The organism is Micromonospora sp. NPDC047812, assembly GCF_040704175.1.
Taxonomy (GTDB): Bacteria; Actinomycetota; Actinomycetes; order Mycobacteriales; family Micromonosporaceae; genus Micromonospora.
The window spans coordinates 1,290,810-1,313,288 of sequence record NZ_JBEYRY010000001.1 but is presented as its reverse complement, the minus strand read 5'-3'; the positions used below and the strand labels follow the sequence as shown (position 1 = coordinate 1,313,288).

Annotated in this window: 30 protein-coding genes; all 30 read left to right on the top strand. The window is 68.5% G+C overall.

Annotation, left to right across the window (positions count from 1 at the left end; all coding sequences use genetic code 11):
- The first annotated feature begins 60 nt into the window (after positions 1 to 60).
- The 30 genes from AB0883_RS06030 (at position 61) to AB0883_RS05885 (ending at position 22,436) form a co-directional block, all read left to right on the top strand.
- Positions 61 to 3,948, top strand: a complete 3,888-nt coding sequence (locus tag AB0883_RS06030) for a DNA-directed RNA polymerase subunit beta' (protein ID WP_358091973.1) — start codon at positions 61 to 63, stop codon at positions 3,946 to 3,948.
- 109 nt (positions 3,949 to 4,057) lie between these two features.
- Positions 4,058 to 4,429 carry a hypothetical protein gene (locus tag AB0883_RS06025; RefSeq protein WP_121399892.1) on the top strand — a complete coding sequence of 124 codons (372 nt, stop codon included), beginning with the start codon at positions 4,058 to 4,060 and terminating at the stop codon, positions 4,427 to 4,429.
- Positions 4,430 to 4,933: 504 nt separating this feature from the next.
- Positions 4,934 to 5,281 (top strand): hypothetical protein, encoded by a 348-nt coding sequence (locus tag AB0883_RS06020; RefSeq protein WP_366639781.1) that lies wholly within the window; start codon positions 4,934 to 4,936, stop codon positions 5,279 to 5,281.
- Positions 5,282 to 5,773: 492 nt separating this feature from the next.
- Complete coding sequence (gene rpsL / locus AB0883_RS06015) at positions 5,774 to 6,148, top strand: 30S ribosomal protein S12 (protein ID WP_014440718.1); 375 nt, start codon at positions 5,774 to 5,776, stop codon at positions 6,146 to 6,148.
- A gap of 1 nt (position 6,149) precedes the next feature.
- On the top strand, positions 6,150 to 6,620 hold the full coding sequence (gene rpsG / locus AB0883_RS06010; protein ID WP_077938296.1) for a 30S ribosomal protein S7: 471 nt from the start codon (positions 6,150 to 6,152) through the stop codon (positions 6,618 to 6,620).
- Positions 6,621 to 6,695: 75 nt separating this feature from the next.
- Positions 6,696 to 8,792: an elongation factor G gene (fusA, locus tag AB0883_RS06005; RefSeq protein ID WP_366639779.1), complete on the top strand. Its 2,097-nt coding sequence runs from the start codon at positions 6,696 to 6,698 to the stop codon at positions 8,790 to 8,792.
- Between the two features lie 219 nt (positions 8,793 to 9,011).
- Positions 9,012 to 10,205, top strand: coding sequence for an elongation factor Tu (tuf, locus tag AB0883_RS06000; protein ID WP_088998349.1), 1,194 nt, complete (start codon positions 9,012 to 9,014; stop codon positions 10,203 to 10,205).
- A 350-nt stretch (positions 10,206 to 10,555) separates the two neighbouring features.
- Positions 10,556 to 10,864, top strand: a complete 309-nt coding sequence (gene rpsJ, locus AB0883_RS05995) for a 30S ribosomal protein S10 (protein WP_007073037.1) — start codon at positions 10,556 to 10,558, stop codon at positions 10,862 to 10,864.
- A gap of 11 nt (positions 10,865 to 10,875) precedes the next feature.
- Positions 10,876 to 11,541, top strand: a complete 666-nt coding sequence (gene rplC, locus AB0883_RS05990; RefSeq protein WP_366639777.1) for a 50S ribosomal protein L3 — start codon at positions 10,876 to 10,878, stop codon at positions 11,539 to 11,541.
- The gene (rplD, locus tag AB0883_RS05985) at positions 11,538 to 12,188 is read left to right on the top strand and encodes a 50S ribosomal protein L4 (protein WP_101412800.1); all 651 of its coding nucleotides are present in this window, start codon (positions 11,538 to 11,540) and stop codon (positions 12,186 to 12,188) included. Before rplC ends, rplD begins: the two co-directional genes overlap by 4 nt.
- Complete coding sequence (gene rplW, locus AB0883_RS05980; protein WP_088998352.1) at positions 12,185 to 12,487, top strand: 50S ribosomal protein L23; 303 nt, start codon at positions 12,185 to 12,187, stop codon at positions 12,485 to 12,487. Before rplD ends, rplW begins: the two co-directional genes overlap by 4 nt.
- Before the next feature lie 12 nt (positions 12,488 to 12,499).
- On the top strand, positions 12,500 to 13,339 hold the full coding sequence (rplB, locus tag AB0883_RS05975) for a 50S ribosomal protein L2 (RefSeq protein ID WP_088998353.1): 840 nt from the start codon (positions 12,500 to 12,502) through the stop codon (positions 13,337 to 13,339).
- A 12-nt stretch (positions 13,340 to 13,351) separates the two neighbouring features.
- Positions 13,352 to 13,633, top strand: a complete 282-nt coding sequence (gene rpsS / locus AB0883_RS05970) for a 30S ribosomal protein S19 (protein WP_088647003.1) — start codon at positions 13,352 to 13,354, stop codon at positions 13,631 to 13,633.
- Positions 13,634 to 13,673: 40 nt separating this feature from the next.
- Complete coding sequence (gene rplV, locus AB0883_RS05965; protein WP_091627711.1) at positions 13,674 to 14,141, top strand: 50S ribosomal protein L22; 468 nt, start codon at positions 13,674 to 13,676, stop codon at positions 14,139 to 14,141.
- Positions 14,141 to 14,998 (top strand): 30S ribosomal protein S3, encoded by an 858-nt coding sequence (rpsC, locus tag AB0883_RS05960; RefSeq protein ID WP_088998355.1) that lies wholly within the window; start codon positions 14,141 to 14,143, stop codon positions 14,996 to 14,998. Before rplV ends, rpsC begins: the two co-directional genes overlap by 1 nt.
- 3 nt (positions 14,999 to 15,001) lie before the next feature.
- Positions 15,002 to 15,427, top strand: coding sequence for a 50S ribosomal protein L16 (gene rplP, locus AB0883_RS05955; RefSeq protein WP_007465292.1), 426 nt, complete (start codon positions 15,002 to 15,004; stop codon positions 15,425 to 15,427).
- Positions 15,427 to 15,663, top strand: a complete 237-nt coding sequence (gene rpmC / locus AB0883_RS05950) for a 50S ribosomal protein L29 (RefSeq protein ID WP_007073028.1) — start codon at positions 15,427 to 15,429, stop codon at positions 15,661 to 15,663. The genes rplP and rpmC overlap by 1 nt, the downstream gene beginning before the upstream one ends.
- Positions 15,660 to 15,935 carry a 30S ribosomal protein S17 gene (gene rpsQ, locus AB0883_RS05945; protein ID WP_088998356.1) on the top strand — a complete coding sequence of 92 codons (276 nt, stop codon included), beginning with the start codon at positions 15,660 to 15,662 and terminating at the stop codon, positions 15,933 to 15,935. Before rpmC ends, rpsQ begins: the two co-directional genes overlap by 4 nt.
- Before the next feature lie 97 nt (positions 15,936 to 16,032).
- Positions 16,033 to 16,401, top strand: a complete 369-nt coding sequence (rplN, locus tag AB0883_RS05940; RefSeq protein ID WP_007465279.1) for a 50S ribosomal protein L14 — start codon at positions 16,033 to 16,035, stop codon at positions 16,399 to 16,401.
- Positions 16,398 to 16,718, top strand: a complete 321-nt coding sequence (gene rplX / locus AB0883_RS05935) for a 50S ribosomal protein L24 (RefSeq protein ID WP_172896341.1) — start codon at positions 16,398 to 16,400, stop codon at positions 16,716 to 16,718. The genes rplN and rplX overlap by 4 nt, the downstream gene beginning before the upstream one ends.
- Positions 16,718 to 17,287 carry a 50S ribosomal protein L5 gene (gene rplE / locus AB0883_RS05930; protein ID WP_121399888.1) on the top strand — a complete coding sequence of 190 codons (570 nt, stop codon included), beginning with the start codon at positions 16,718 to 16,720 and terminating at the stop codon, positions 17,285 to 17,287. Before rplX ends, rplE begins: the two co-directional genes overlap by 1 nt.
- 1 nt (position 17,288) lies before the next feature.
- Positions 17,289 to 17,474 (top strand): type Z 30S ribosomal protein S14, encoded by a 186-nt coding sequence (locus AB0883_RS05925; RefSeq protein ID WP_088998358.1) that lies wholly within the window; start codon positions 17,289 to 17,291, stop codon positions 17,472 to 17,474.
- A 118-nt stretch (positions 17,475 to 17,592) separates the two neighbouring features.
- Positions 17,593 to 18,000 (top strand): 30S ribosomal protein S8, encoded by a 408-nt coding sequence (gene rpsH / locus AB0883_RS05920; protein WP_013288624.1) that lies wholly within the window; start codon positions 17,593 to 17,595, stop codon positions 17,998 to 18,000.
- Between the two features lie 16 nt (positions 18,001 to 18,016).
- Positions 18,017 to 18,559, top strand: coding sequence for a 50S ribosomal protein L6 (gene rplF, locus AB0883_RS05915; protein WP_121399887.1), 543 nt, complete (start codon positions 18,017 to 18,019; stop codon positions 18,557 to 18,559).
- A gap of 8 nt (positions 18,560 to 18,567) precedes the next feature.
- Positions 18,568 to 18,945 (top strand): 50S ribosomal protein L18, encoded by a 378-nt coding sequence (rplR, locus tag AB0883_RS05910; RefSeq protein WP_172894548.1) that lies wholly within the window; start codon positions 18,568 to 18,570, stop codon positions 18,943 to 18,945.
- Positions 18,946 to 18,978: 33 nt separating this feature from the next.
- Positions 18,979 to 19,593: a 30S ribosomal protein S5 gene (gene rpsE, locus AB0883_RS05905; RefSeq protein WP_007073019.1), complete on the top strand. Its 615-nt coding sequence runs from the start codon at positions 18,979 to 18,981 to the stop codon at positions 19,591 to 19,593.
- Positions 19,593 to 19,775, top strand: coding sequence for a 50S ribosomal protein L30 (gene rpmD / locus AB0883_RS05900; RefSeq protein WP_074314584.1), 183 nt, complete (start codon positions 19,593 to 19,595; stop codon positions 19,773 to 19,775). Before rpsE ends, rpmD begins: the two co-directional genes overlap by 1 nt.
- On the top strand, positions 19,775 to 20,218 hold the full coding sequence (gene rplO / locus AB0883_RS05895) for a 50S ribosomal protein L15 (RefSeq protein WP_121399885.1): 444 nt from the start codon (positions 19,775 to 19,777) through the stop codon (positions 20,216 to 20,218). The genes rpmD and rplO overlap by 1 nt, the downstream gene beginning before the upstream one ends.
- A 235-nt stretch (positions 20,219 to 20,453) precedes the next feature.
- Positions 20,454 to 21,782, top strand: a complete 1,329-nt coding sequence (secY, locus tag AB0883_RS05890) for a preprotein translocase subunit SecY (RefSeq protein ID WP_121399884.1) — start codon at positions 20,454 to 20,456, stop codon at positions 21,780 to 21,782.
- Complete coding sequence (locus AB0883_RS05885) at positions 21,783 to 22,436, top strand: adenylate kinase (RefSeq protein ID WP_091627746.1); 654 nt, start codon at positions 21,783 to 21,785, stop codon at positions 22,434 to 22,436.
- Positions 22,437 to 22,479 lie beyond the last annotated feature (43 nt).

The following is a 22,479-nucleotide window of genomic DNA, read 5'->3' as shown; positions in this document are numbered from 1 at the left end:
GCCGCCGGCTCCCGACCCCACCCACTAGCTAGCAGTACAGACGACGACATAGGGGACATAGTGCTCGACGTCAACTTCTTCGACGAGCTGCGCATCGGCCTCGCCACCGCCGACGACATCCGTCAGTGGTCGCACGGTGAGGTCAAGAAGCCTGAGACGATCAACTACCGCACCCTGAAGCCGGAAAAGGACGGGCTCTTCTGCGAGAAGATCTTCGGTCCGCAGCGGGACTGGGAGTGCTACTGCGGTAAGTACAAGCGGGTCCGGTTCAAGGGCATCATCTGCGAGCGCTGCGGCGTCGAGGTGACCCGGTCGAAGGTCCGCCGTGAGCGGATGGGGCACATCGAGCTCGCCGCGCCGGTGACCCACATCTGGTACTTCAAGGGCGTGCCGAGCCGGCTGGGCTACCTGCTGGACCTGGCCCCCAAGGACCTCGAAAAGATCATCTACTTCGCATCGTACGTCGTGACGAGCGTGGACGCCGAGTCGCGTCACCGTGACCTCTCGACGATCGAGAACGAGATCCTGGCCGAGAAGCGGCAGGCCGAGAACAGCCGCGACTCGGAGATCGAGAAGCGGGCCACCAAGCTCGAGGCCGACCTGGCCGAGCTGGAGGCCGAGGGTGCCAAGGCGGACGTCCGGCGCAAGGTCAAGGAGGGCGGAGAGCGCGAGATGCGCCAGATCCGCGACCGGGCCCAGCGCGAGATCGACCGCCTGGACGAGGTGCTGGACACCTTCCGCAAGCTGGAGCCGAAGCAGCTCGTCACCGACGAACTGCTCTACCGCGAGCTGCGGGACCGGTTCGGCGAGTACTTCACCGGCGGCATGGGCGCCGAGGCCATCAAGGCGCTGGTCCAGAACATGGACCTCGACGCCGAGGCCGAGAACCTGCGCGAGACGATCCGTTCCGGCAAGGGGCAGCGGAAGATCCGGGCGCTCAAGCGGCTCAAGGTCGTCGCGGCGTTCCTGAACACCCGCAACTCGCCGCTCGGCATGGTGCTCGACTGCGTGCCGGTCATCCCGCCGGACCTGCGCCCGATGGTGCAGCTCGACGGTGGCCGCTTCGCGACCTCCGACCTGAACGACCTGTACCGCCGCGTGATCAACCGGAACAACCGCCTCAAGCGGCTGATCGACCTCGGCGCGCCCGAGATCATCGTCAACAACGAGAAGCGGATGCTCCAGGAGGCCGTCGACGCGCTGTTCGACAACGGCCGCCGCGGCCGGCCGGTCACCGGGCCGGGCAACCGCCCGCTGAAGTCGCTCTCCGACATGCTCAAGGGCAAGCAGGGCCGGTTCCGGCAGAACCTGCTCGGCAAGCGCGTCGACTACTCCGGCCGTTCCGTCATCGTCGTCGGCCCGAAGCTCAAGCTGCACCAGTGCGGCCTGCCCAAGCAGATGGCGCTGGAGCTGTTCAAGCCGTTCGTGATGAAGCGGCTGGTCGACCTCAACCACGCGCAGAACATCAAGTCCGCCAAGCGGATGGTCGAGCGGCAGCGGCCGGTCGTGTGGGACGTGCTGGAAGAGGTCATCGGCGAGCACCCGGTGCTGCTGAACCGTGCGCCGACCCTGCACCGCCTGGGCATCCAGGCCTTCGAGCCGCAGCTCGTCGAGGGCAAGGCCATCCAGATCCACCCGCTGGTCTGCACCGCGTTCAACGCCGACTTCGACGGTGACCAGATGGCGGTGCACGTGCCGCTGTCGGCCGAGGCCCAGGCCGAGGCGCGGATCCTGATGCTGTCGTCGAACAACATCCTCAAGCCGGCCGACGGCAAGCCCGTCACCATGCCCACCCAGGACATGGTCATCGGCCTCTACCACCTCACCCACCTCACGGCGGGCGAGAAGGGCGAGGGCCGGGCGTTCAGCTCGGACGCCGAGGCGCGGATGGCGTACGACAACGGCGAGCTGCACCTCCAGGCCCCGGTGAAGATCCGCCTGCGTGGCGTGGTCGGGGTCGACAACGGTGCCGGCGCCGAGGCGTGGACCGCCCCGGAGGGCTGGGTCGAGGGCGAGCCGCTGACCGTGGAGACGACCCTCGGCCGGGTGCTGTTCAACGAGACGCTGCCGCAGGGCTACCGCTTCGTGAACTACGAGATCCGCAAGGGTCAGCTCTCCGCGATCGTCAACGACCTCGCCGAGCGCTTCCCCAAGGTGGCGCTGGCCGCCACCCTGGACGGGCTCAAGGAGGCCGGCTTCCACTGGGCCACCTGGTCCGGCGTGACGATCGGCATGGAGGACGTCATCGCCCCGCCGCGCAAGCGGGAGATCCTGGAGCGGTACGAGAAGGAAGCCGACCAGATCGACAAGCAGTACCAGCGCGGTCTGATGACCCCGGAGGAGCGTCGCGGCGAGCTCATCCAGATCTGGACCAAGGCGACCAACGAGGTCGCCAAGGAGATGGACACCGCCCTGCCGCAGGAGAACCCGCTGTGGAAGATGATCAACTCGGGTGCCCGCGGTAACCTCCTCCAGCTCCGGCAGATCGCGGCGATCCGTGGTCTGGTGGCCAACCCGAAGGGCGAGATCATCCCGCGGCCGATCAAGGCCAGCTACCGGGAGGGTCTGTCCGTGCTGGAGTACTTCATCTCCACGCACGGTGCCCGTAAGGGTCTCGCGGACACCGCCCTGCGTACCGCCGACTCGGGTTACCTGACCCGTCGTCTGGTGGACGTCTCGCAGGACGTCATCATCCGCGAGGAGGACTGCGGCACCGACCGCGCCATCCCGATGCAGATCGGCGAGCGGCTCGACGGCAAGCTGGTCGTGCACGAGCACGCCGAGACCAGCGTGCACGCGCGGACGCTGGCCGACGACATCAAGGGACCGGACGGCGTCGTCGTCGCCGAGCGGGGTCAGGACATCAACTCGATCCTGGTCGACAAGATCGTCGCCGCCGGGGTGGAGACGGTCCGGGTGCGCAGCGTGCTCACCTGCGAGTCGAAGCTGGGCGTCTGCGGTGCGTGCTACGGCCGCTCGCTGCCGACCGGCAAGACCGTGGACGTCGGCGAGGCGGTCGGCATCATCGCCGCCCAGTCGATCGGTGAGCCGGGTACGCAGCTGACGATGCGTACCTTCCACACCGGTGGTGTCGCGGGTGAGGACATCACCCAGGGTCTGCCCCGTGTCCAGGAGATCTTCGAGGCCCGGGTCCCGAAGGGCAAGGCGCCCATCGCCGACACCCCGGGTCGGATCCGGATCGAGGACGGCGAGCGCTCGCGGAAGATCATCGTGGTGCCGGACGACGGCAGCGACGAGATCGTCTACGACAAGATCTCCAAGCGGGTCCGGCTGCGGACCCACGACGGCGGTCACGTCGCGGTCGGCGAGAAGCTGACCGAGGGCACCATCGACCCGCACGAGCTGCTGCGGATCATGGGTCCGCGGGCGGTCCAGGTCCACCTGACCAGTGAGGTCCAGGAGGTCTACCGCTCGCAGGGTGTGCTCATCCACGACAAGCACATCGAGATCATCATCCGCCAGATGCTCAAGCGGGTGACGGTCATCGACTCCGGCTCGACCGAGTTCCTGCCGGGCGTGCTGGTCGACCGGGCGCTGTTCGAGTCGGAGAACCGCCGACTCGTCTCCGAGGGCGGCGAGCCCGCCGCCGGCCGTCCGGTGCTGATGGGTATCACCAAGGCCTCGCTGGCCACCGACTCCTGGCTCTCGGCGGCCTCCTTCCAGGAGACCACCCGGGTGCTGACCGACGCGGCGATCAACTCGCGCAGCGACTCGCTCGTCGGCCTCAAGGAGAACGTGATCATCGGTAAGCTCATCCCGGCCGGTACGGGCATCAGCAAGTACCGCAACGTCCGGGTCGAGCCGACCGAGGAGGCGAAGGCCAAGGTCTACTCGATGACCGGCTACCCGGAGACCGACTACGGCTTCGGGCCGGCCAGCGGCCAGGCGGTTCCGCTGGACGACTTCGACTTCGGGTCGTACCGCTAAGCAGCACGATCGACGAGGCCCCCGGCACGCGCCGGGGGCCTCGTCGTGTCGCGGCGCCGGGTGGCCCGTGCGGGCGCCGCGGCGCAGCGGGCCGGGGCATGATGGAGGCATGACGACCGCACCCGGGCAGGCGCCCGTCGCCCAGCCGGGGCTGCCCCGCCATCCGCTCGACCCGGACCCGGCCCGGGCCACCAAGGCACGGGCGGTCTTCGCACTCGGCCTGATCGGCGCGTTGACCGGCCTGTTCATCGGCGGCGTGGTGCCGGCCACGGTGGCGCTCCAGCTCGCCCGCCAGGCGCGCCGGGAGGCGTACGCCTCGGGGGGTTTCCTGACCGGCGCGGCCTGGCTGCGGCGGGGGGAGCGGCTGGCCTGGACGGGCCTGGTGCTCGTCGCCGTCAGCGTGGTGGCCGCGGTGGTGCTCGGGGTGGTCCGGCTCGCCGACACGCCATACGGGCAGGACTTCGCACCGAACATGGACTGACCGGCCGCCCGAGGGGAACGGGTCCCGCGCCGGGCGCGGGCCGTGGGGCCGGCGGCGGTAGCCTGGCCCGGTGTCCGTCGCGCGGCGGTGGACGCCGAGACGTCGACAGGAGGACCCGTGACGGAACCGGCGCGCTACCCGGGCGGCGATCCCGTGGCGCCCCCCGCCACGAATCCCGACGCCCCGCCCGGCGGGCCGCAGTGGGCGCGACCCGACGCGGGCACCGCGTCCGTCGCGCCGGGGTACCCGCCGCCGGCGTCGCCCTGGAGCCCCCCGGCCGGGGGAGGGGACCCGGGCCCGTCGTCGGCGTCGCCCTGGGGTGCCTCGCCCGGCGGTGGGGACCCGGGCCCGTCGTCGGCGTCCCTGTGGGGGAGCTCGCCCGCGGGAACGGGCCCGTCGCCGGCTCCGGGCTGGGGTCCGGGCCCGCTCGCCCCGCCCCCGCCACCGCGCGAGGCCGCCCGGCCGCCGAAGCGGGTCGACCCGGTCGCGGGCACGCCCTTCGGGGTGGTGCACCTCGACGTGCCGCCGGTCACCTCCGGCCTGGCCGTGGGTTCGCTGGTGGCCGGGATCGTCTCGACGCTGGTCGCGATGCTGGTGATCTGTATCGGCGCGGTCGGCGGCGTGGGCGGCGCCTGGGCGGCCGGCGCCTTCACCGTGCTGGGTGTGCTGGCCGGCGCGGGCGCCGTCGTGGCCGGCCTGCTGGGGATGCGGCAGATCCGCCGCCCGGCCGCCCCGCCGGCGGTCCGGTTCACCGGGCGGGGCCTGGCGATGGCCGGGGTCGGCTGTGGCGGGGCGGGGCTGCTGCTCAGCCTGCTCGGCCTGGGGCTGGCGTTGCTGCTGACGCTCGGGTGACGCCCGCGCCCGGCCGTGGGACGTGACGGCGGCCGTGACGGGGTCGACGGGCCGCTCCGTGGGGAAGCCGGTACACTTGGATCCGTAGGTGCCCACCACGGGCGGGTAGGCGCGACGGGTTCGATCGGCAGGCGGTGGACGCTCCGCCGGCCGCTCCGTTTTGACCTGTGCGGTTGTGGTAGGTACTCTTTCCCCTTGTGCCCGGGCAAGCCCGGGCAACTCGTGCGTGCGCTGGATCCGGTGAGCCGGAGATCGCGTGGGAGCACGACAAAGCCAAAGATCCGGCGCGCGGCCTGCCGTGCGCCGGTGCAAGACCCCGTCGGCACGCGCGAGCGTCGGCGGCGGGGCCGTGAGCTGGGCGACACGCCCGACCGCGGGTGCCGGGACCATCGCGAGGTGGCCCTGGTCGGAATGTAGGAGAGTCGACCATCAGGTCGGCTACGGCAGACGGTGCGGCCGCCACCAGGCGGCCGAAGGGAGCGGAGAAACCCGGTGCCCACGATCCAGCAGCTGGTCCGAAAGGGCCGCCAGGCTAAGACGAGTAAGACCAAGACCCCGGCGCTGAAGGGTTCCCCTCAGCGGCGCGGCGTGTGCACCCGCGTGTACACCACCACCCCGAAGAAGCCGAACTCGGCGCTGCGCAAGGTCGCTCGTGTCAAGCTCAGCAGCCAGATCGAGGTGACCGCCTACATCCCGGGCGTCGGCCACAACCTGCAGGAGCACTCGATCGTGCTCGTCCGCGGCGGCCGGGTGAAGGACCTCCCCGGCGTGCGTTACAAGATCGTCCGCGGTTCGCTGGACACCCAGGGTGTCCGCAACCGCAAGCAGGCGCGCAGCCGTTACGGCGCGAAGAAGGAGAAGAGCTGACATGCCGCGTAAGGGACCCGCTCCGCGGAAGCCGCTGGTCGCTGACCCGGTGTACAACTCGCCGCTGGTCACCCAGTTGGTGAACAAGATCCTCCTGCGCGGTAAGCGTCAGCTCGCCGAGCGCATCGTCTACGCCGCCCTCGAGGGCTGCCGCGAGAAGTCCGGCACCGACCCGGTCGTCACCCTCAAGCGGGCGATGGACAACGTCAAGCCGACCCTCGAGGTGCGCAGCCGCCGCGTCGGTGGCGCCACCTACCAGGTCCCGGTCGAGGTCCGCCCCGCCCGGGCGACCACCCTGGGCCTGCGCTGGCTGGTCACCTACTCCCGCGCACGTCGCGAGAAGACCATGATCGAGCGGCTGATGAACGAGCTGCTGGACGCGAGCAACGGCCTCGGTGCCGCCGTCAAGCGGCGCGAGGACACGCACAAGATGGCCGAGTCCAACAAGGCCTTCGCGCACTACCGCTGGTAACACCCTGGTTCCGGCGCCCTCGTGGCGCCGGAACCGCCACCAGTTGTGTCGAGACGACGATAAGTAGGGATTGAAGTGGCCGCCGCAGACGCGCTCGCCAACGTACGCAACATCGGCATCATGGCCCACATCGATGCCGGTAAGACCACCACCACCGAGCGGATCCTGTTCTACACCGGCATCACGTACAAGATCGGTGAGGTCCACGAGGGCGGTGCCGTCATGGACTGGATGGAGCAGGAGCAGGAGCGTGGTATCACCATCACCTCCGCTGCTACCAAGTGTGAGTGGAAGGGCCACACGATCCAGATCATCGACACGCCCGGCCACGTCGACTTCACGGTCGAGGTCGAGCGGTCGCTGCGGGTGCTGGACGGCGCGGTAGCGGTCTACGACGGTGTCGCCGGCGTGGAGCCGCAGACGGAGAACGTCTGGCGGCAGGCGGACAAGTACAACGTCCCCCGGATGTGCTTCGTCAACAAGCTCGACCGGACCGGTGCCGACTTCTTCCGCTGCGTGCAGATGATGATCGACCGGCTCAACGCCACCCCGCTGGTCCTCCAGATCCCGATCGGCGCCGAGTCCGACTTCATCGGCGTGGTCGACCTGGTCGAGATGCGGGCCCTCACCTGGCGCGGCGAGACGCAGAAGGGTGAGGACTACGCGATCGAGGAGATCCCGGCCGACCTCGCCGACTCCGCCGCCGAGTGGCGCGAGAAGCTGATGGAAACCCTGGCCGACGTCGACGACGCGGTGATGGAGAAGTACCTGGAGGGCGAGGAGATCTCCGTCGAGGAGATCAAGGCCGCCATCCGCCGGGCCACCATCGACGGCAAGGCCAACCCGGTCCTCACCGGCACCGCCTTCAAGAACAAGGGCATCCAGCCGATGCTCGACGCGGTCGTCGCGTACCTGCCGTCGCCGCTGGACATCCCGGCGATCGAGGGCACGGCCACCGACGGCGAGACGCCGCTGCAGCGCAAGCCGTCCAAGTCGGAGCCGTTCTCGGGCCTCGCCTTCAAGATCCAGACGGACAAGCACCTCGGCAAGCTCACCTACGTCCGGATCTACTCCGGCACGCTCGAGTCCGGATCCCAGGTGGTCAACTCCACCAAGGACCGCAAGGAGCGGATCGGCAAGATCTACCAGATGCACGCCAACAAGCGGGAAGAGCGCAGCTCGGCCCAGGCTGGCGACATCATCGCGGTGCAGGGTCTGAAGCAGACCACCACCGGTGACACGCTGTGCGACCCGGCGAACCCGGTCATCCTGGAGTCGATGACCTTCCCGGAGCCGGTCATCGAGGTCGCCATCGAGCCGAAGACCAAGGCCGACCAGGAGAAGCTCAGCACCGCCATCCAGCGGCTGGCCGAGGAGGACCCGACCTTCCGCGTCAAGCTGGACGACCAGACCGGCCAGACGGTCATCTCCGGCATGGGCGAGCTGCACCTGGACATCCTGGTCGACCGGATGCGCCGCGAGTTCAACGTCGAGGCCAACATCGGCAAGCCGCAGGTGGCGTACCGCGAGACCATCCGCCGCAAGGTGGAGAAGGTCGAGTACACCCACAAGAAGCAGACCGGTGGTTCCGGCCAGTACGCCCGGGTGATCATCAGCCTGGAGCCGCTGCCGCTGGGCAACGACGCCCCGACCTACGAGTTCGCCAACGCGGTGACCGGTGGCCGCATCCCCCGGGAGTTCATCCCGTCGGTGGACGCGGGCGCGCAGGACGCCATGCAGTACGGCATCCTCGCCGGCTTCCCCCTGGTGGGCGTCAAGCTCACCCTGGTGGACGGTCAGTACCACGAGGTCGACTCGTCGGAAATGGCATTCAAGATCGCCGGCTCGATGGCGATGAAGGAGGCGGCCCGCAAGGCCGACCCCGCGCTCCTCGAGCCGATGATGGCCGTTGAGGTCACCACTCCTGAGGAGAACATGGGTGACGTCATCGGCGACCTCAACTCCCGCCGCGGCATCATCCAGGCGATGGAGGAGCGCAGCGGCGCCCGCGTCGTCAAGGCTCTGGTGCCGTTGTCGGAGATGTTCGGCTACGTCGGCGACCTGCGGTCGAAGACCCAGGGCCGGGCTAGCTACAGCATGCAGTTCGACTCCTACGCCGAGGTCCCGTCCTCGGTCGCGAAGGAGATCATCGCCAAGGCGACGGGTGAGTGACCCTCACCTGAAGTGATCGATGATCCGGGGCGGTCGCGGGAGGGTGCTCCCCGCCCGCGGCCACCTCGGTCGGGATGCGTGAGACCGGGCCTGTAGGCTTCATCGCCGCAGAACCCACCAAAGCTCTCCGGCCGTCAGGCCGGAAAGGCTGTCGACAGAGTCCTAAGCGCCGACCGGCGCGCCGGGGCGAACGAACCAAGAAGTCCACAGGAGGACCCAGTGGCGAAGGCGAAGTTCGAGCGGACTAAGCCGCACGTCAACATCGGCACCATTGGTCACATCGACCACGGTAAGACGACGCTGACGGCGGCCATCACCAAGGTCCTGCACGACCAGTACCCGGACCTGAACCCGTACACGCCGTTCGACGAGATCGACAAGGCGCCGGAGGAGAAGGCCCGCGGCATCACGATCTCCATCGCGCACGTCGAGTACCAGACCGAGGCGCGGCACTACGCGCACGTCGACTGCCCCGGTCACGCCGACTACATCAAGAACATGATCACCGGTGCCGCCCAGATGGACGGCGCGATCCTGGTGGTCGCGGCGACCGACGGCCCGATGCCGCAGACCCGCGAGCACGTGCTGCTGGCCCGCCAGGTCGGCGTGCCGTACATCGTCGTGGCGCTCAACAAGAGCGACATGGTCGACGACGAGGAGCTCCTGGAGCTCGTCGAGCTCGAGGTTCGTGAGCTGCTGTCGAACCAGGACTACCCGGGTGACGACCTGCCGGTCGTCCGGGTCTCCGCGCTGAAGGCCCTCGAGGGTGACCCCGAGTGGACCGGCAAGCTGCTGGACCTGATGACCGCGGTCGACACCGCGATCCCGCAGCCGGAGCGCGAGACCGAGAAGCCGTTCCTCATGCCGATCGAGGACGTCTTCACGATCACCGGTCGTGGCACGGTCGTCACGGGCCGCGCCGAGCGTGGCGTGCTCAAGCCGAACGAGGAGGTGGAGATCGTCGGCATCCGCGAGAAGTCGATGAAGACCACCTGCACCGGCATCGAGATGTTCCGCAAGCTGCTCGACGAGGCCCGCGCGGGCGAGAACGTCGGTCTGCTGCTGCGTGGCATCAAGCGCGAGGACGTCGAGCGCGGCATGGTCGTCATCAAGCCGGGCACCACGACCCCGCACACGGAGTTCGAGGCGACGGTCTACATCCTCTCCAAGGAGGAGGGCGGCCGGCACACCCCGTTCTTCCAGAACTACCGTCCGCAGTTCTACTTCCGGACCACGGACGTCACCGGTGTCGTCACCCTCCCCGAGGGCACCGAGATGGTCATGCCGGGTGACAACACCACCATGACGGTGAAGCTGATCCAGCCCATCGCCATGGAGGAGAACCTCAAGTTCGCGATCCGCGAGGGTGGCCGCACCGTCGGCGCCGGGTTCGTCACCAAGATCATCAAGTGAGCTAGGTAACCCCGATTAGACCCGCCGCCGGTCGTGCGGCATACTAGTCAGGTTGCGTAACGACAGTTCGCTGCCTGTGTTCGGCTTTCGCTGAACCTCCGGGTGGCAGAGCAGTCGAGCGTAGGGTGGTTGGCGGCCAGTCCGCCAACCACCCTCGCACGGCGTTCAGGTCGCGGTAGTGCGATCGGCGCCTTGACCCACCGCGCGGTCAGAGTCGCTCCGGAGTCCCGGGGCGGAGCCTGGCCCGAGGGCGCGACACGCCCGACCGCGGGGGTCGGCGAAGTGGGCCTGTGCCAGCCGGTACAGGCGCCCGCAACACAGCGGCATCGAGAGAAGGAACAGAAGCCACCATGGCGGGACAGAAGATCCGCATCCGGCTCAAGGCCTATGACCACGAGGTCGTCGACTCCTCGGCTCGGAAGATCGTCGAGACGGTGACGCGTACCGGGGCGCAGGTCGCGGGCCCGGTGCCGCTGCCCACGGAGATCAACCGTTTCTGCGTTATCCGCTCGCCGCACAAGTACAAGGACTCGCGCGAGCACTTCGAGATGCGCACGCACAAGCGGCTGATCGACATCATCGACCCGACCCCGAAGACGGTCGACTCGCTCATGCGCCTCGACCTGCCGGCTGGCGTCGACATCGAGATCAAGCTGTAGGGACCGGACAAATGGACAGGCAAGTCAAGGGGATCCTGGGCGCAAAGCTCGGCATGACCCAGGTCTGGGACAACAACCGTGTTGTCCCGGTGACCGTGGTCGAGGCCGGCCCGTGCGTCATCAGCCAGGTTCGTAGCGCCGACAAGGACGGTTACTCCGCGGTCCAGCTGGCGTACGGCACGATCGACCCGCGCAAGGTCAAGAAGCCGATCAGCGGGCACTACGCGAAGGCCGACGTCGCGCCGCGTCGCCACATCGTCGAGCTGCGCACGAGCGATGCCGCCGACTACTCGCTGGGCCAGGAGGTCACGGTCGAGCAGTTCCCGGCGGGCATGTCGATCGACGTGACCGGCAAGACCAAGGGCAAGGGCTACGCCGGCCCGATGAAGCGGCACGGCTTCCACGGTCTGCGCGCCAGCCACGGTGTCGAGCGCAAGCACCGCTCGCCGGGCTCCATCGGCGCCTGCGCCACCCCGGGTCGTGTCTTCAAGGGCACCCGGATGGCCGGCCGGATGGGTGGCGTGCGCTACACCGTCCAGAACCTGACCGTCCAGGCGGTCGACACCGAGAACAACCTCCTGCTCGTCCGTGGCGCCATTCCCGGCCCCAAGGGCGCGCTGGTCCTGGTCCGTACCGCGGCCAAGACCAAGGCGAAGAAGGGCGGTGCGGCCAAGTGACCACCGTTGACGTCCTCACCGTCGAAGGCTCCAAGAGCGGCTCCGTCGAGCTGCCCGCCGACATCTTCGACGTCCAGGCCAACGTCGCGCTGATGCACCAGGTCGTGGTGGCTCAGCTCGCGGCGGCCCGGCAGGGCACGCACAAGGTCAAGACCCGCGGCGAGGTCGCCGGTGGCGGCAAGAAGCCGTACAAGCAGAAGGGCACCGGTCGCGCCCGGCAGGGCTCGATCCGCGCGCCGCAGTTCGCCGGCGGTGGCGTCGTGCACGGCCCCGTGCCGCGCGACTACAGCCAGCGGACCCCGAAGAAGATGAAGGCCGCCGCCCTGCGTGGCGCCCTCTCCGACCGGGCCCGCGCCGGGCAGGTGCACGTCGTCGAGGCGTTCGTCTCGGGCGAGAAGCCGTCGACCAAGGCCGCCCTGGCCACGCTGGCGAAGCTGACCGAGGCCCGCCGGGTCCTGGTCGTGCTGAGCAGCACCGACGAGCTGAACTGGGTGTCGCTGCGCAACGAGCCGCGGGTGCACCTGATCGAGGCCGGCCAGCTCAACACGTACGACGTGCTGGTGGCCGACGACGTGGTCTTCACCAAGGACGCCCTGGACGAGTTCCTGGGTGTTCCCGCCGAGACCACCGAGGAGGGTGGCAAGTGAGCACGATCGCCGACCCGCGCGACATCATCGTGGCGCCGGTCGTCTCGGAGAAGAGCTACAGCGAGCTGAACCGCAACTGGTACACCTTCCTGGTGCACCCGGACGCGAACAAGACCGAGATCAAGATCGCGATCCAGCAGATCTTCGACGTCCGCGTCCTGACGGTCAACACGCTCAACCGCCAGGGCAAGCGCAAGCGGACCAAGACCGGTTTCGGGCAGCGTAAGGCCACCAAGCGGGCGATCGTGAAGCTGGCTGACGGTGACCGTATCGAGGCCTTCGGCGGCCCGGTCAGCTGAGGGGTGTAGACAATGGCTATCCGTAAGTACAAGCCGACGACGCCGGGCCGGCGTGGCTCCAGCGTCGCCGACTTCGCTGAGATCACCCGGTCGACGCCCGAGAAGTCGCTGCTGGCTCCGCTGCCGAAGAAGGGCGGGCGTAACGCCCACGGCCGGATCACCACGCGGCACCACGGTGGCGGTCACAAGCGCCAGTACCGTCTGATCGACTTCAAGCGGGTCGACAAGGACGGCGTGCCGGCGAAGGTCGCCCACATCGAGTACGACCCGAACCGCACCGCGCGCATCGCGCTGCTGCACTACGCCGACGGCGAGAAGCGCTACATCATCGCGCCGAAGGACCTGAAGCAGGGCGACCGCGTCGAGTCGGGTCCCGGTGCCGACATCAAGCCGGGCAACAACCTGCCGCTGCGCAACATCCCGGTCGGTACCACGATCCACAACGTGGAGCTGCGTCCGGGCGGCGGCGCCAAGCTGGCCCGCTCGGCCGGCGTCGGCATCCAGCTGCTCGGCCGTGAGGGCGTCTACGCGACCCTGCGCATGCCGTCCGGCGAGATCCGGCGGGTCGACGTCCGCTGCCGCGCCAGCATCGGCGAAATCGGCAACGCCGACCAGTCGAACATCAACTGGGGCAAGGCCGGCCGCATGCGCTGGAAGGGCAAGCGCCCGACCGTCCGTGGTGTCGCCATGAACCCGGTCGACCACCCGCACGGTGGTGGTGAGGGTAAGACCTCCGGTGGTCGCCACCCGGTCAACCCGCAGGGTAAGCCCGAGGGCCGCACCCGTCGTAAGGGCCAGCCGAGTGACCGGCTGATCGTCCGCCGCCGCTACGCCACGCGTAAGCGCGGCTGAGGGAGATAAGACATGCCTCGCAGCCTGAAGAAGGGCCCGTTCATCGACGACCACCTGCTCAAGAAGGTGGAGACGCAGAACGACAAGGGCTCGAAGAACGTCATCAAGACCTGGTCGCGGCGCTCGACGATCATCCCCGAGATGCTGGGCCACACGATCGCCGTGCACGACGGACGCAAGCACGTCCCCGTGTTCGTGACTGAGGCGATGGTCGGGCACAAGCTCGGCGAGTTCGCGCTGACCCGCACGTTCAAGGGTCACGAGAAGGACGACCGGAAGAGCCGTCGGCGCTGACGCCGCGGGCATACGGATAGAGGAACAAGGGGTTACAGCGATGCCAGGAAAGGGCGACGCTCCGGTGCTTCCGGGCGCGCGGGCGGTTGCGCGGCACGTGCGCATCTCGCCGATGAAGGCGCGCCGGGTGGTCAACCTCGTCCGCGGCCTGCCCGCGAAGGAGGCGCTCACGGTGCTGCAGTTCGCGCCGCAGGCTGCGAGCGAGCAGGTGTACAAGGTGCTCGCTAGCGCGATCGCCAACGCGGAGAACAACGAGCGGCTGGACCCCGACGCGCTGCTCGTCAGCGAGGCGTTCGTGGACGAGGGCCCGACCATGAAGCGGTTCCAGCCGCGGGCGCAGGGCCGGGCGTACCGGATCCGCAAGCGCACCTGCCACATCACCGTCGCGGTCGAGGCGGTGGCGCCGGCCGCGCCGAAGAAGGCGGCCGCGAAGAAGGCGGCCCCGGCGAAGCAGGCGGAGCCGGCCGAGACGGCCGAGACGCAGAGCAAGACGGAGGGCGCCGAGTAATGGGTCAGAAGGTTCACCCGCACGGGTTCCGGCTCGGCATCTCGACCGACTGGAAGTCCCGCTGGTTCGCGGACAAGCTCTACAAGGACTACATCGGCGAGGACGTCAAGATCCGCCGCATGATGTCCAAGGGCCTCGAGCGCGCCGGCATCTCCAAGGTCGACATCGAGCGCACCCGGGACCGGGTCCGCGTCGACATCCACACCGCCCGGCCGGGCATCGTCATCGGCCGTAAGGGCGCGGAGGCCGACCGGATCCGCGGCGAGCTCGAGAAGCTGACCGGCAAGCAGGTCCAGCTGAACATCATCGAGGTGAAGAACCCCGAGTCGGACGCGCAGCTCGTCGCACAGGGTGTGGCCGAGCAGCTCTCCAGCCGGGTCAGCTTCCGTCGGGCGATGCGCAAGGCCATGCAGTCCGCGATGAAGAACCCGGTCTGCAAGGGCATCCGGGTCCAGGTCTCGGGTCGTCTCGGCGGCGCCGAGATGAGCCGGACCGAGTTCTACCGCGAGGGCCGGGTCCCGCTGCACACGCTGCGGGCCAACATCGAGTACGGCTTCTTCGAGGCCCGTACGAGCTTCGGCCGGATCGGCGTGAAGGTCTGGATCTACAAGGGCGACGCGGTGCCGGGTCGGGAGACTCCGGCCGAGGCGCCGTCGCGTCCGCGCCGTGACCGTGGCGACCGCCCCGAGCGGCCGCGCCGTGGCCGGTCCGGCTCGTCCGGCACGACCGCCGGCGGTACCGAGGCCGGCCGGGCCGCCGCCGCGACGACCATCGCGCAGCAGGCCGAGACGCCGAGTGGGGACGCGGTGGATCCCGCCGCCGTCGCCGCCGCGGCAGAAACGCAGCAGGAGGGCTGACAGATGCTGATGCCGCGCAAGCCCCCGAAGGGCTTCCGCAAGCCGCACCACCCGGACCGCAGTGGCGCGTCCAAGGGTGGTAACCGGGTGGTGTTCGGCGAGTTCGGGATCCAGGCTCTCGAGCCGGCGTACGTGACGAACCGCCAGATCGAGTCGGCGCGTATCGCGATGACCCGCCACATCAAGCGTGGTGGCAAGGTCTGGATCACGATCTTCCCGGACCAGGCTCTCACCAAGAAGCCGGCGGAAACCCGGATGGGTTCCGGTAAGGGTTCGCCCGAGTGGTGGGTCGCCAACGTCAAGCCGGGGCGGGTTCTCTTCGAGATGTCCTTCCCCAACGAGCAGATCGCGCGAGAGGCGATGCGTCGCGCGATCCACAAGCTCCCGATGAAGTGCCGCATTGTTACGCGCGAAGTGGGTGAATCCTGATGGCAGCGGGCGTTAAGGCCTCCGAGCTGCGTGAGCTCTCCGAGGAGGAGCTGGTCACGAAGCTGCGCGAGGCCAAGGCGGAGCTGTTCAACCTCCGCGTGCAGGCCGCGACCGGCCAGCTGGACAACAACCGGCGGCTGCAGGTCATCCGTCGGGAGATCGCCCGGATCTACACGATCATGCGTGAGCGCGAGCTGGGTCTCTCGGCCGCGCCGACTGAGGTGACTGCATCATGAGCGAGAACACCACCGCCGCCGCGCGGGCCCGCCGCAAGGTGCGTGAGGGCCTCGTGGTCAGCGACAAGATGGAAAAGACCGTCGTCGTCGAGGTCGAGGACCGGGTCAAGCACGCGCTGTACGGCAAGATCATGCGCCGTACCAGCAAGTTGAAGGTGCACGACGAGCAGAACACCGCCGGCATCGGCGACCGGGTCCTGATCATGGAGACCCGGCCGCTGTCCGCCACGAAGCGGTGGCGGCTCGTGGAGATCCTGGAAAAGGCCAAGTAGCGAAGGCTCGAGCTCGCCCGGCGTCAGTCGGGCGCGGGTTCCGCCAGGCTCCGGCCGCCGTGCGCGACCGGAGAACCGGCAGACATAGGAGATAGACGTGATTCAGCAGGAGTCGCGACTGCGCGTCGCCGACAACACGGGTGCCCGGGAGATCCTGTGCATCCGGGTTCTCGGTGGCTCCGGTCGGCGCTACGCGAGCATCGGCGACGTCATCGTGGCCACCGTCAAGGACGCGATCCCAGGTGCCGGTGTGAAGAAGGGCGACGTCGTCAAGGCCGTCGTCGTTCGCACCGCCAAGGAGAGGCGGCGGCCGGACGGTTCGTACATCCGCTTCGACGAGAACGCCGCCGTCATCATCAAGGACGGCGGGGACCCGCGCGGTACCCGTATCTTCGGCCCGGTGGGTCGGGAGCTGCGGGACAAGCGGTTCATGAAGATCATCTCTCTCGCGCCGGAGGTGTTGTGACCGTGAAGGTCAAGAAGGGCGACACGGTCGTCGTCATCGCCGGCAAGGACAAGGGTGCCAAGGGCAAGGTCATCGCGGCCTACCCGCGGCAGGACAAGGTCCTGGTCGAGGGCGTGAACCGGGTCAAGAAGCACACCCGCATCAGCACCACTCAGCGTGGCGCCAAGACCGGTGGCATCGTCACCCAGGAGGCCCCGATCCACGTCTCGAACGTGCAGGTCCTGGACTCCGACGGCAAGCCGACCCGCGTCGGTTACCGGATCGACGAAAACGGCCAGAAGGTCCGCATCGCGCGTAGCACCGGTAAGGACCTGTGATGACCACGGCTACCGAAACCAAGACCACGCCGCGCCTCAAGGAGCGGTACCGCAACGAGATCGTGGCGCAGCTGCAGGAGCAGCACAAGTACGGCAACCCCATGCAGGTGCCGCGGCTGGTCAAGATCGTCGTCAACATGGGTGTCGGCGAGGCCGCCCGGGACGCCAAGCTGATCGACGGCGCCGTCCGGGACCTGGCCACCATCACCGGCCAGAAGCCGCAGGTGCGGCGGGCGACCAAGTCCATCGCGCAGTTCAAGCTCCGCGAGGGCATGCCGATCGGCGCGAAGGTGACCCTCCGCGGCGACCGGATGTGGGAGTTCCTGGACCGGCTGCTGTCGATCGCGCTGCCGCGTATCCGCGACTTCCGGGGCCTGGACGGGCGCAAGCTCGACGGGCACGGCAACTACACGTTCGGTCTGACCGAGCAGTCGGTGTTCCACGAGATCGACCAGGACAAGATCGATCGGCAGCGGGGCATGGACATCACGGTGGTCACGACCGCCACGACCGACGACGAGGGCCGGGCGCTGCTCAAGCTCCTGGGCTTCCCGTTCAAGGAGAACTGAGATGGCCAAGAAGGCGCTGATCCACAAGGCGGCCGCGAAGCCGAAGTTCTCGGTTCGCGCGTACACCCGCTGCCAGCGGTGCGGGCGTCCCAAGGCGGTCTACCGCAAGTTCGGTCTCTGCCGGGTCTGCATCCGGGAGATGGCCCACCGCGGTGAGCTGCCGGGCGTGTCCAAGGCTTCCTGGTAAGGGCGACCGCGTCCCGGCCGCGAGGCCGGGGCCCCTTGCACCGATCACGTATTGCTCTTCGCCGTAGGCCCGGGGCGGAAGGCCCCGGGAACCCCGGCGAGAAAGGCTGACGAAATCCATGACGATGACCGACCCGATCGCAGACATGCTCACGCGTCTGCGTAACGCCAACCAGGCGTACCACGACCGGGTGACGATGCCCTACTCGAAGATCAAGGCGAACATCGCCGAGGTCCTCAAGGCCGAGGGCTACATCGCCACCTGGTCGGTCGAGGAGCCCGAGGAGGGCGCCGTCGGCAAGCGACTGGTCGTCGAGCTGAAGTACGGCCAGAACCGGGAGCGGAGCCTGGCCGGCATCAAGCGAGTGTCCAAGCCCGGTCTGCGGGTTTACGCCAAGTCGGACGGGCTCCCGCGGGTGCTCGGCGGGCTGGGCGTGGCGATCATTTCGACGTCCCAGGGGCTGCTCACCGACCGGCAGGCCCGCAAGCGGAGCGTTGGCGGGGAAGTCCTCGCCTTCGTCTGGTAACGGGAGACAGGTAGAAATGTCGCGTATTGGACGTAAGTCGATCCCGGTGCCAGCCGGCGTCGACATCACGATCGACGGGCAGACCGTCAAGGTCAAGGGCCCGAAGGGCGAGCTCTCGCACACCCTGGCCGAGCCGATCACGATCGACCGGGCCGAGGACGGGCAGCTGAACGTCAACCGCCCGAACGACGAGCGCAAGGCCAAGGAACTGCACGGCCTCAGCCGTACCCTGGTCGCCAACATGATCGTCGGCGTCACCGAGGGCTACCGCAAGAGCCTGGAGATCGCCGGCACCGGTTACCGCGTGACCGCCAAGGGCCAGGACCTGGAGTTCGCGCTCGGGTTCTCGCACCCGGTGCACGTGGCGGCGCCCGCCGGCATCACCTTCACGGTGGAGAAGCCGACGCTGTTCCACGTGGCCGGCATCGACAAGCAGCTCGTCGGTGAGGTTGCCGCCAACATCCGGAAGATCCGCCCGCCGGAGCCCTACAAGGGCAAGGGCGTGAAGTACCAGGGCGAGGTCATCCGCCGCAAGGCTGGAAAGGCAGGTAAGAAGTGAGCGCCACGCTGCTCAAGCGCCGCCGCGGCGTCGCCGCCAAGCGTGCCGTCGGGCGTGCGCGCCGGCACTTCCGGGTCCGCAAGAACGTCAGCGGCACCGCCGAGCGTCCCCGCCTCGTGGTCACCCGCTCCCTGCGGCACATCGTCGCCCAGATCGTGGACGACACCAAGGGTCACACCCTGGCGTCGGCCTCGACCCTGGACGCCTCGCTGCGGGGCGCGGAGGGCGACAAGAGCGCCCTGGCCGGCAAGGTCGGCGCCCTGCTCGCCGAGCGGGCCAAGGCCGCCGGCGTCTCCAAGGTCGTCTTCGACCGCGGTGGCAACCGGTACGCGGGGCGGGTCGCCGCGCTTGCCGACGCCGCCCGCGAAGCCGGGCTCGAGTTCTAGAAACCCCGTCACGAGAGAGAAGGAAGGCTGCTGATGCCAGGTCAACAGCGCCGTGGCGGCGGGTCCGGTGGCAACGAGGGTGGTCGCCGCGACAACCGCCGTGAGGGCGGCCGCGGAAACGCGCCCGTCGAGAAGACCCCGCACCTCGAGCGGGTCGTCGCGATCAACCGCGTCGCCAAGGTCGTGAAGGGTGGTCGTCGCTTCAGCTTCACCGCCCTGGTGATCGTGGGCGACGGCGACGGCACCGTCGGTGTGGGCTACGGAAAGGCCAAGGAGGTGCCCGCGGCGATCGCCAAGGGTGTCGAGGAGGCCAAGAAGCACTTCTTCAAGGTGCCGCGGATCGCCTCGTCGATCCCGCACCCGGTGACGGGTGAGGCCGCGGCCGGTGTGGTGCTGCTCAAGCCGGCTTCCGCCGGTACGGGTGTCATCGCCGGTGGTCCGGTACGTGCCGTGCTGGAGTGCGCGGGTATCCACGACGTGCTCTCCAAGAGCCTCGGTTCGTCGAACCCGATCAACATCGTGCACGCCACCGTGGCGGCGCTGAAGGGGCTCGAGTCCCCCGAGGCCGTCGCCGCCCGTCGTGGCCTGCCGGTCGAGGACGTCGCGCCGGCCGCCATGCTGGCGTCGCGGGCGGGGGTGGCTTCCTGATGGCTCGCCTGAAGGTCACCCAGGTCCGGTCCGGGATCGGGACCAAGCAGAACCAGCGTGACTCGCTGCGTTCGCTCGGTCTCAAGCGGATCAACGACGTGGTGGTCAAGGAGGACCGTCCGGAGATCCGCGGCATGATCTTCACGGTCAACCACCTCGTGAAGGTCGAGGAGGTCGAGTAATGACGATCAAGGTCCACCACCTGCGCCCGGCGCCCGGTGCCAAGACCGCGAAGACCCGCGTGGGTCGCGGTGAGGGCTCCAAGGGCAAGACCGCCGGTCGCGGTACCAAGGGTTCCAAGGCCCGCAAGAACATCTCGGCGGCGTTCGAGGGTGGGCAGATGCCCATCCACATGCGCCTGCCGAAGATGAAGGGCTTCAAGAACAAGTTCAAGGTGGTCTTCCAGGTGGTCAACCTGGACCGGCTCGCCGAGCTGTTCCCGAACGGCGGCCAGGTCGGCCCGCTCGAGCTGGTCGAGGCCGGCGCGGTCCGCAAGGGCCACCCGGTCAAGGTCCTCGGCACCGGGGACCTGGGCGGGGTCGCTCTCCAGGTGTCGGCGCACGCGTTCAGCGCGTCGGCCAAGGAGAAGATCACCGCCGCCGGTGGCTCCGTCACCGAGCTGTAAGGGCTGCACGACCCGTGGCGCCCGCTCAGTTGTCGAAACTGGGCGGGCGCCATGGTCTGCCTGGCATGTGTGCGCCGGGTAACATCGGATTCGGTTTATGTAGCCGGGCACATCTGCCCGGACGGGGATCGGGCTGTTAGAGTCCCTTCCCAGCCATGGATATCGGGCACTCGCCCGGCACCCAACCCGCCCCGCCAGGGATCACCGGCGGCCCGCCTCGCGCAGGAGGAAGAAGTTGCTGTCCGCCTTTCTCAGTGCGTTCCGTACGCCTGACCTGCGCAAGAAGCTGCTGTTCACAGTAGGCATCATCGCGGTCTACCGGCTCGGGGCGACGCTGCCCAGCCCGGGTGTCTCGTACGGCAACGTCCAGAAGTGCATCGACGCCATGGAGAACGGCTCCACGGGCGTGATGAACCTGCTCAACCTCTTCTCCGGCGGCGCGCTGCTGCAGCTCTCGGTCTTCGCGCTGGGCATCATGCCCTACATCACAGCGTCGATCATCCTGCAGCTGCTGACCGTGGTGATCCCCCGGCTGGAGCAGCTCCGCAAGGAGGGCCAGGCCGGCCAGGCGAAGATCACCCAGTACACCCGCTACCTGACCCTGGGCCTGGGTGTCCTCCAGGCGTCGGCGTTCGTGGCGCTGGCCCGCTCCGGGCAGCTCTTCAACAACCAGTGCGACCAGTTCCCGATCATCCCCGAGGGGACCGGCATCCCGGACTGGCTGACGCTGAGCCTCCTGGTCATGACGATGACCGCCGGCACCGGCGTGGTGATGTGGCTCGGTGAGCTGATCACCGACCGGGGCGTCGGCAACGGCATGTCCGTCCTGATCTTCACCTCGATCGCCGCCCGGCTCCCCAGCGAGGGCTGGCAGATCAAGCAGACCGGCGGCTGGGGCAAGTTCCTGCTCGTCATCGCGCTGGTCCTGGTGGTCATCACCGCGGTCACCTTCATCGAGCAGGCGCAGCGCCGGATCCCGGTGCAGTACGCCAAGCGCATGATCGGCCGGCGGATGTACGGCGGCACCTCGACCTACATCCCGCTGAAGGTCAACCAGGCGGGTGTCATCCCCGTCATCTTCGGTTCCTCGCTGCTCTACCTGCCCCAGCTGGCGCTGCAGTTCTTCGACCAGAACAACCCGGGCAAGACGCAGGCGTGGATCCAGAACAACCTGGTGGACCCGACCAGCCCGATCTACATCGCGGTCTACTTCCTGCTGATCATCTTCTTCACGTACTTCTACGTCTCGATCACGTTCAACCCGACCGAGGTCGCGGACAACATGAAGAAGTACGGCGGCTTCGTGCCGGGTATCCGCCCCGGCAAGCCGACCGCCGACTACCTCGACTTCATCCTCAGCCGGATCACGCTGCCGGGCGCCCTCTACCTGGGCATCATCTCGATCCTGCCGAACTTCTTCTTCATCTGGCTGGACAAGCAGCAGTACCTGAACTTCCCGTTCGGCGGCACCGCTGTGCTGATCATGGTCGGCGTCGGTCTGGAGACCACGAAGCAGATCGAGAGCCAACTCATGCAGCGGAACTACGAAGGGTTCCTGCGGTAGATGAGACTCGTTCTGGTTGGTCCGCCGGGGGCGGGCAAGGGCACGCAGGCCGAGTTCATCGCCGCGCACCTCTCGGTTCCGAAGATCTCGACCGGCGACATCTTCCGGTCGAACGTCTCGCAGGGCACCCCGCTCGGCGTCGAGGCGAAGCGCTACATGGACGCCGGCGAGCTGGTGCCCGACGAGGTCACCATCAACATGGTGCGGGACCGGCTCGCCGAGCCGGACGCCTCCGAGGGCTTCCTGCTCGACGGCTTCCCGCGTACGACGCCGCAGGCCGCCGCGCTGGACAAGCTCCTCGCCGACCTGGGCACCGCGCTGGACCTGGTGCTGGAGCTGGTCGTCGACGACGACGAGGTGATCCGGCGGCTCTCCGGTCGGCGTACCTGCCGGGGCTGCGGCAAGATCTGGCACGTCGAGTTCGACGCCACCTCGCGTGAGGGCATCTGCGACCGGTGTGGCGCCGAGCTGTTCCAGCGCGACGACGACAAGCCGGAAACCATCGCCACCCGCCTGCGCGAGTACGCGGACAAGACCGCGCCGCTTGTCGACTACTACGGCGCCCAGGGCAAGCTGGTGGGCATCGACGCCACCGGCCCGGTGGAGGACGTCACCGTCCGCGCCATCGACGCCCTGCGGTCGTACGGCGGCTGACGTCCCGCCGGTTTCCGGCGGATAGAGTGCGAAGAGCGGGGTA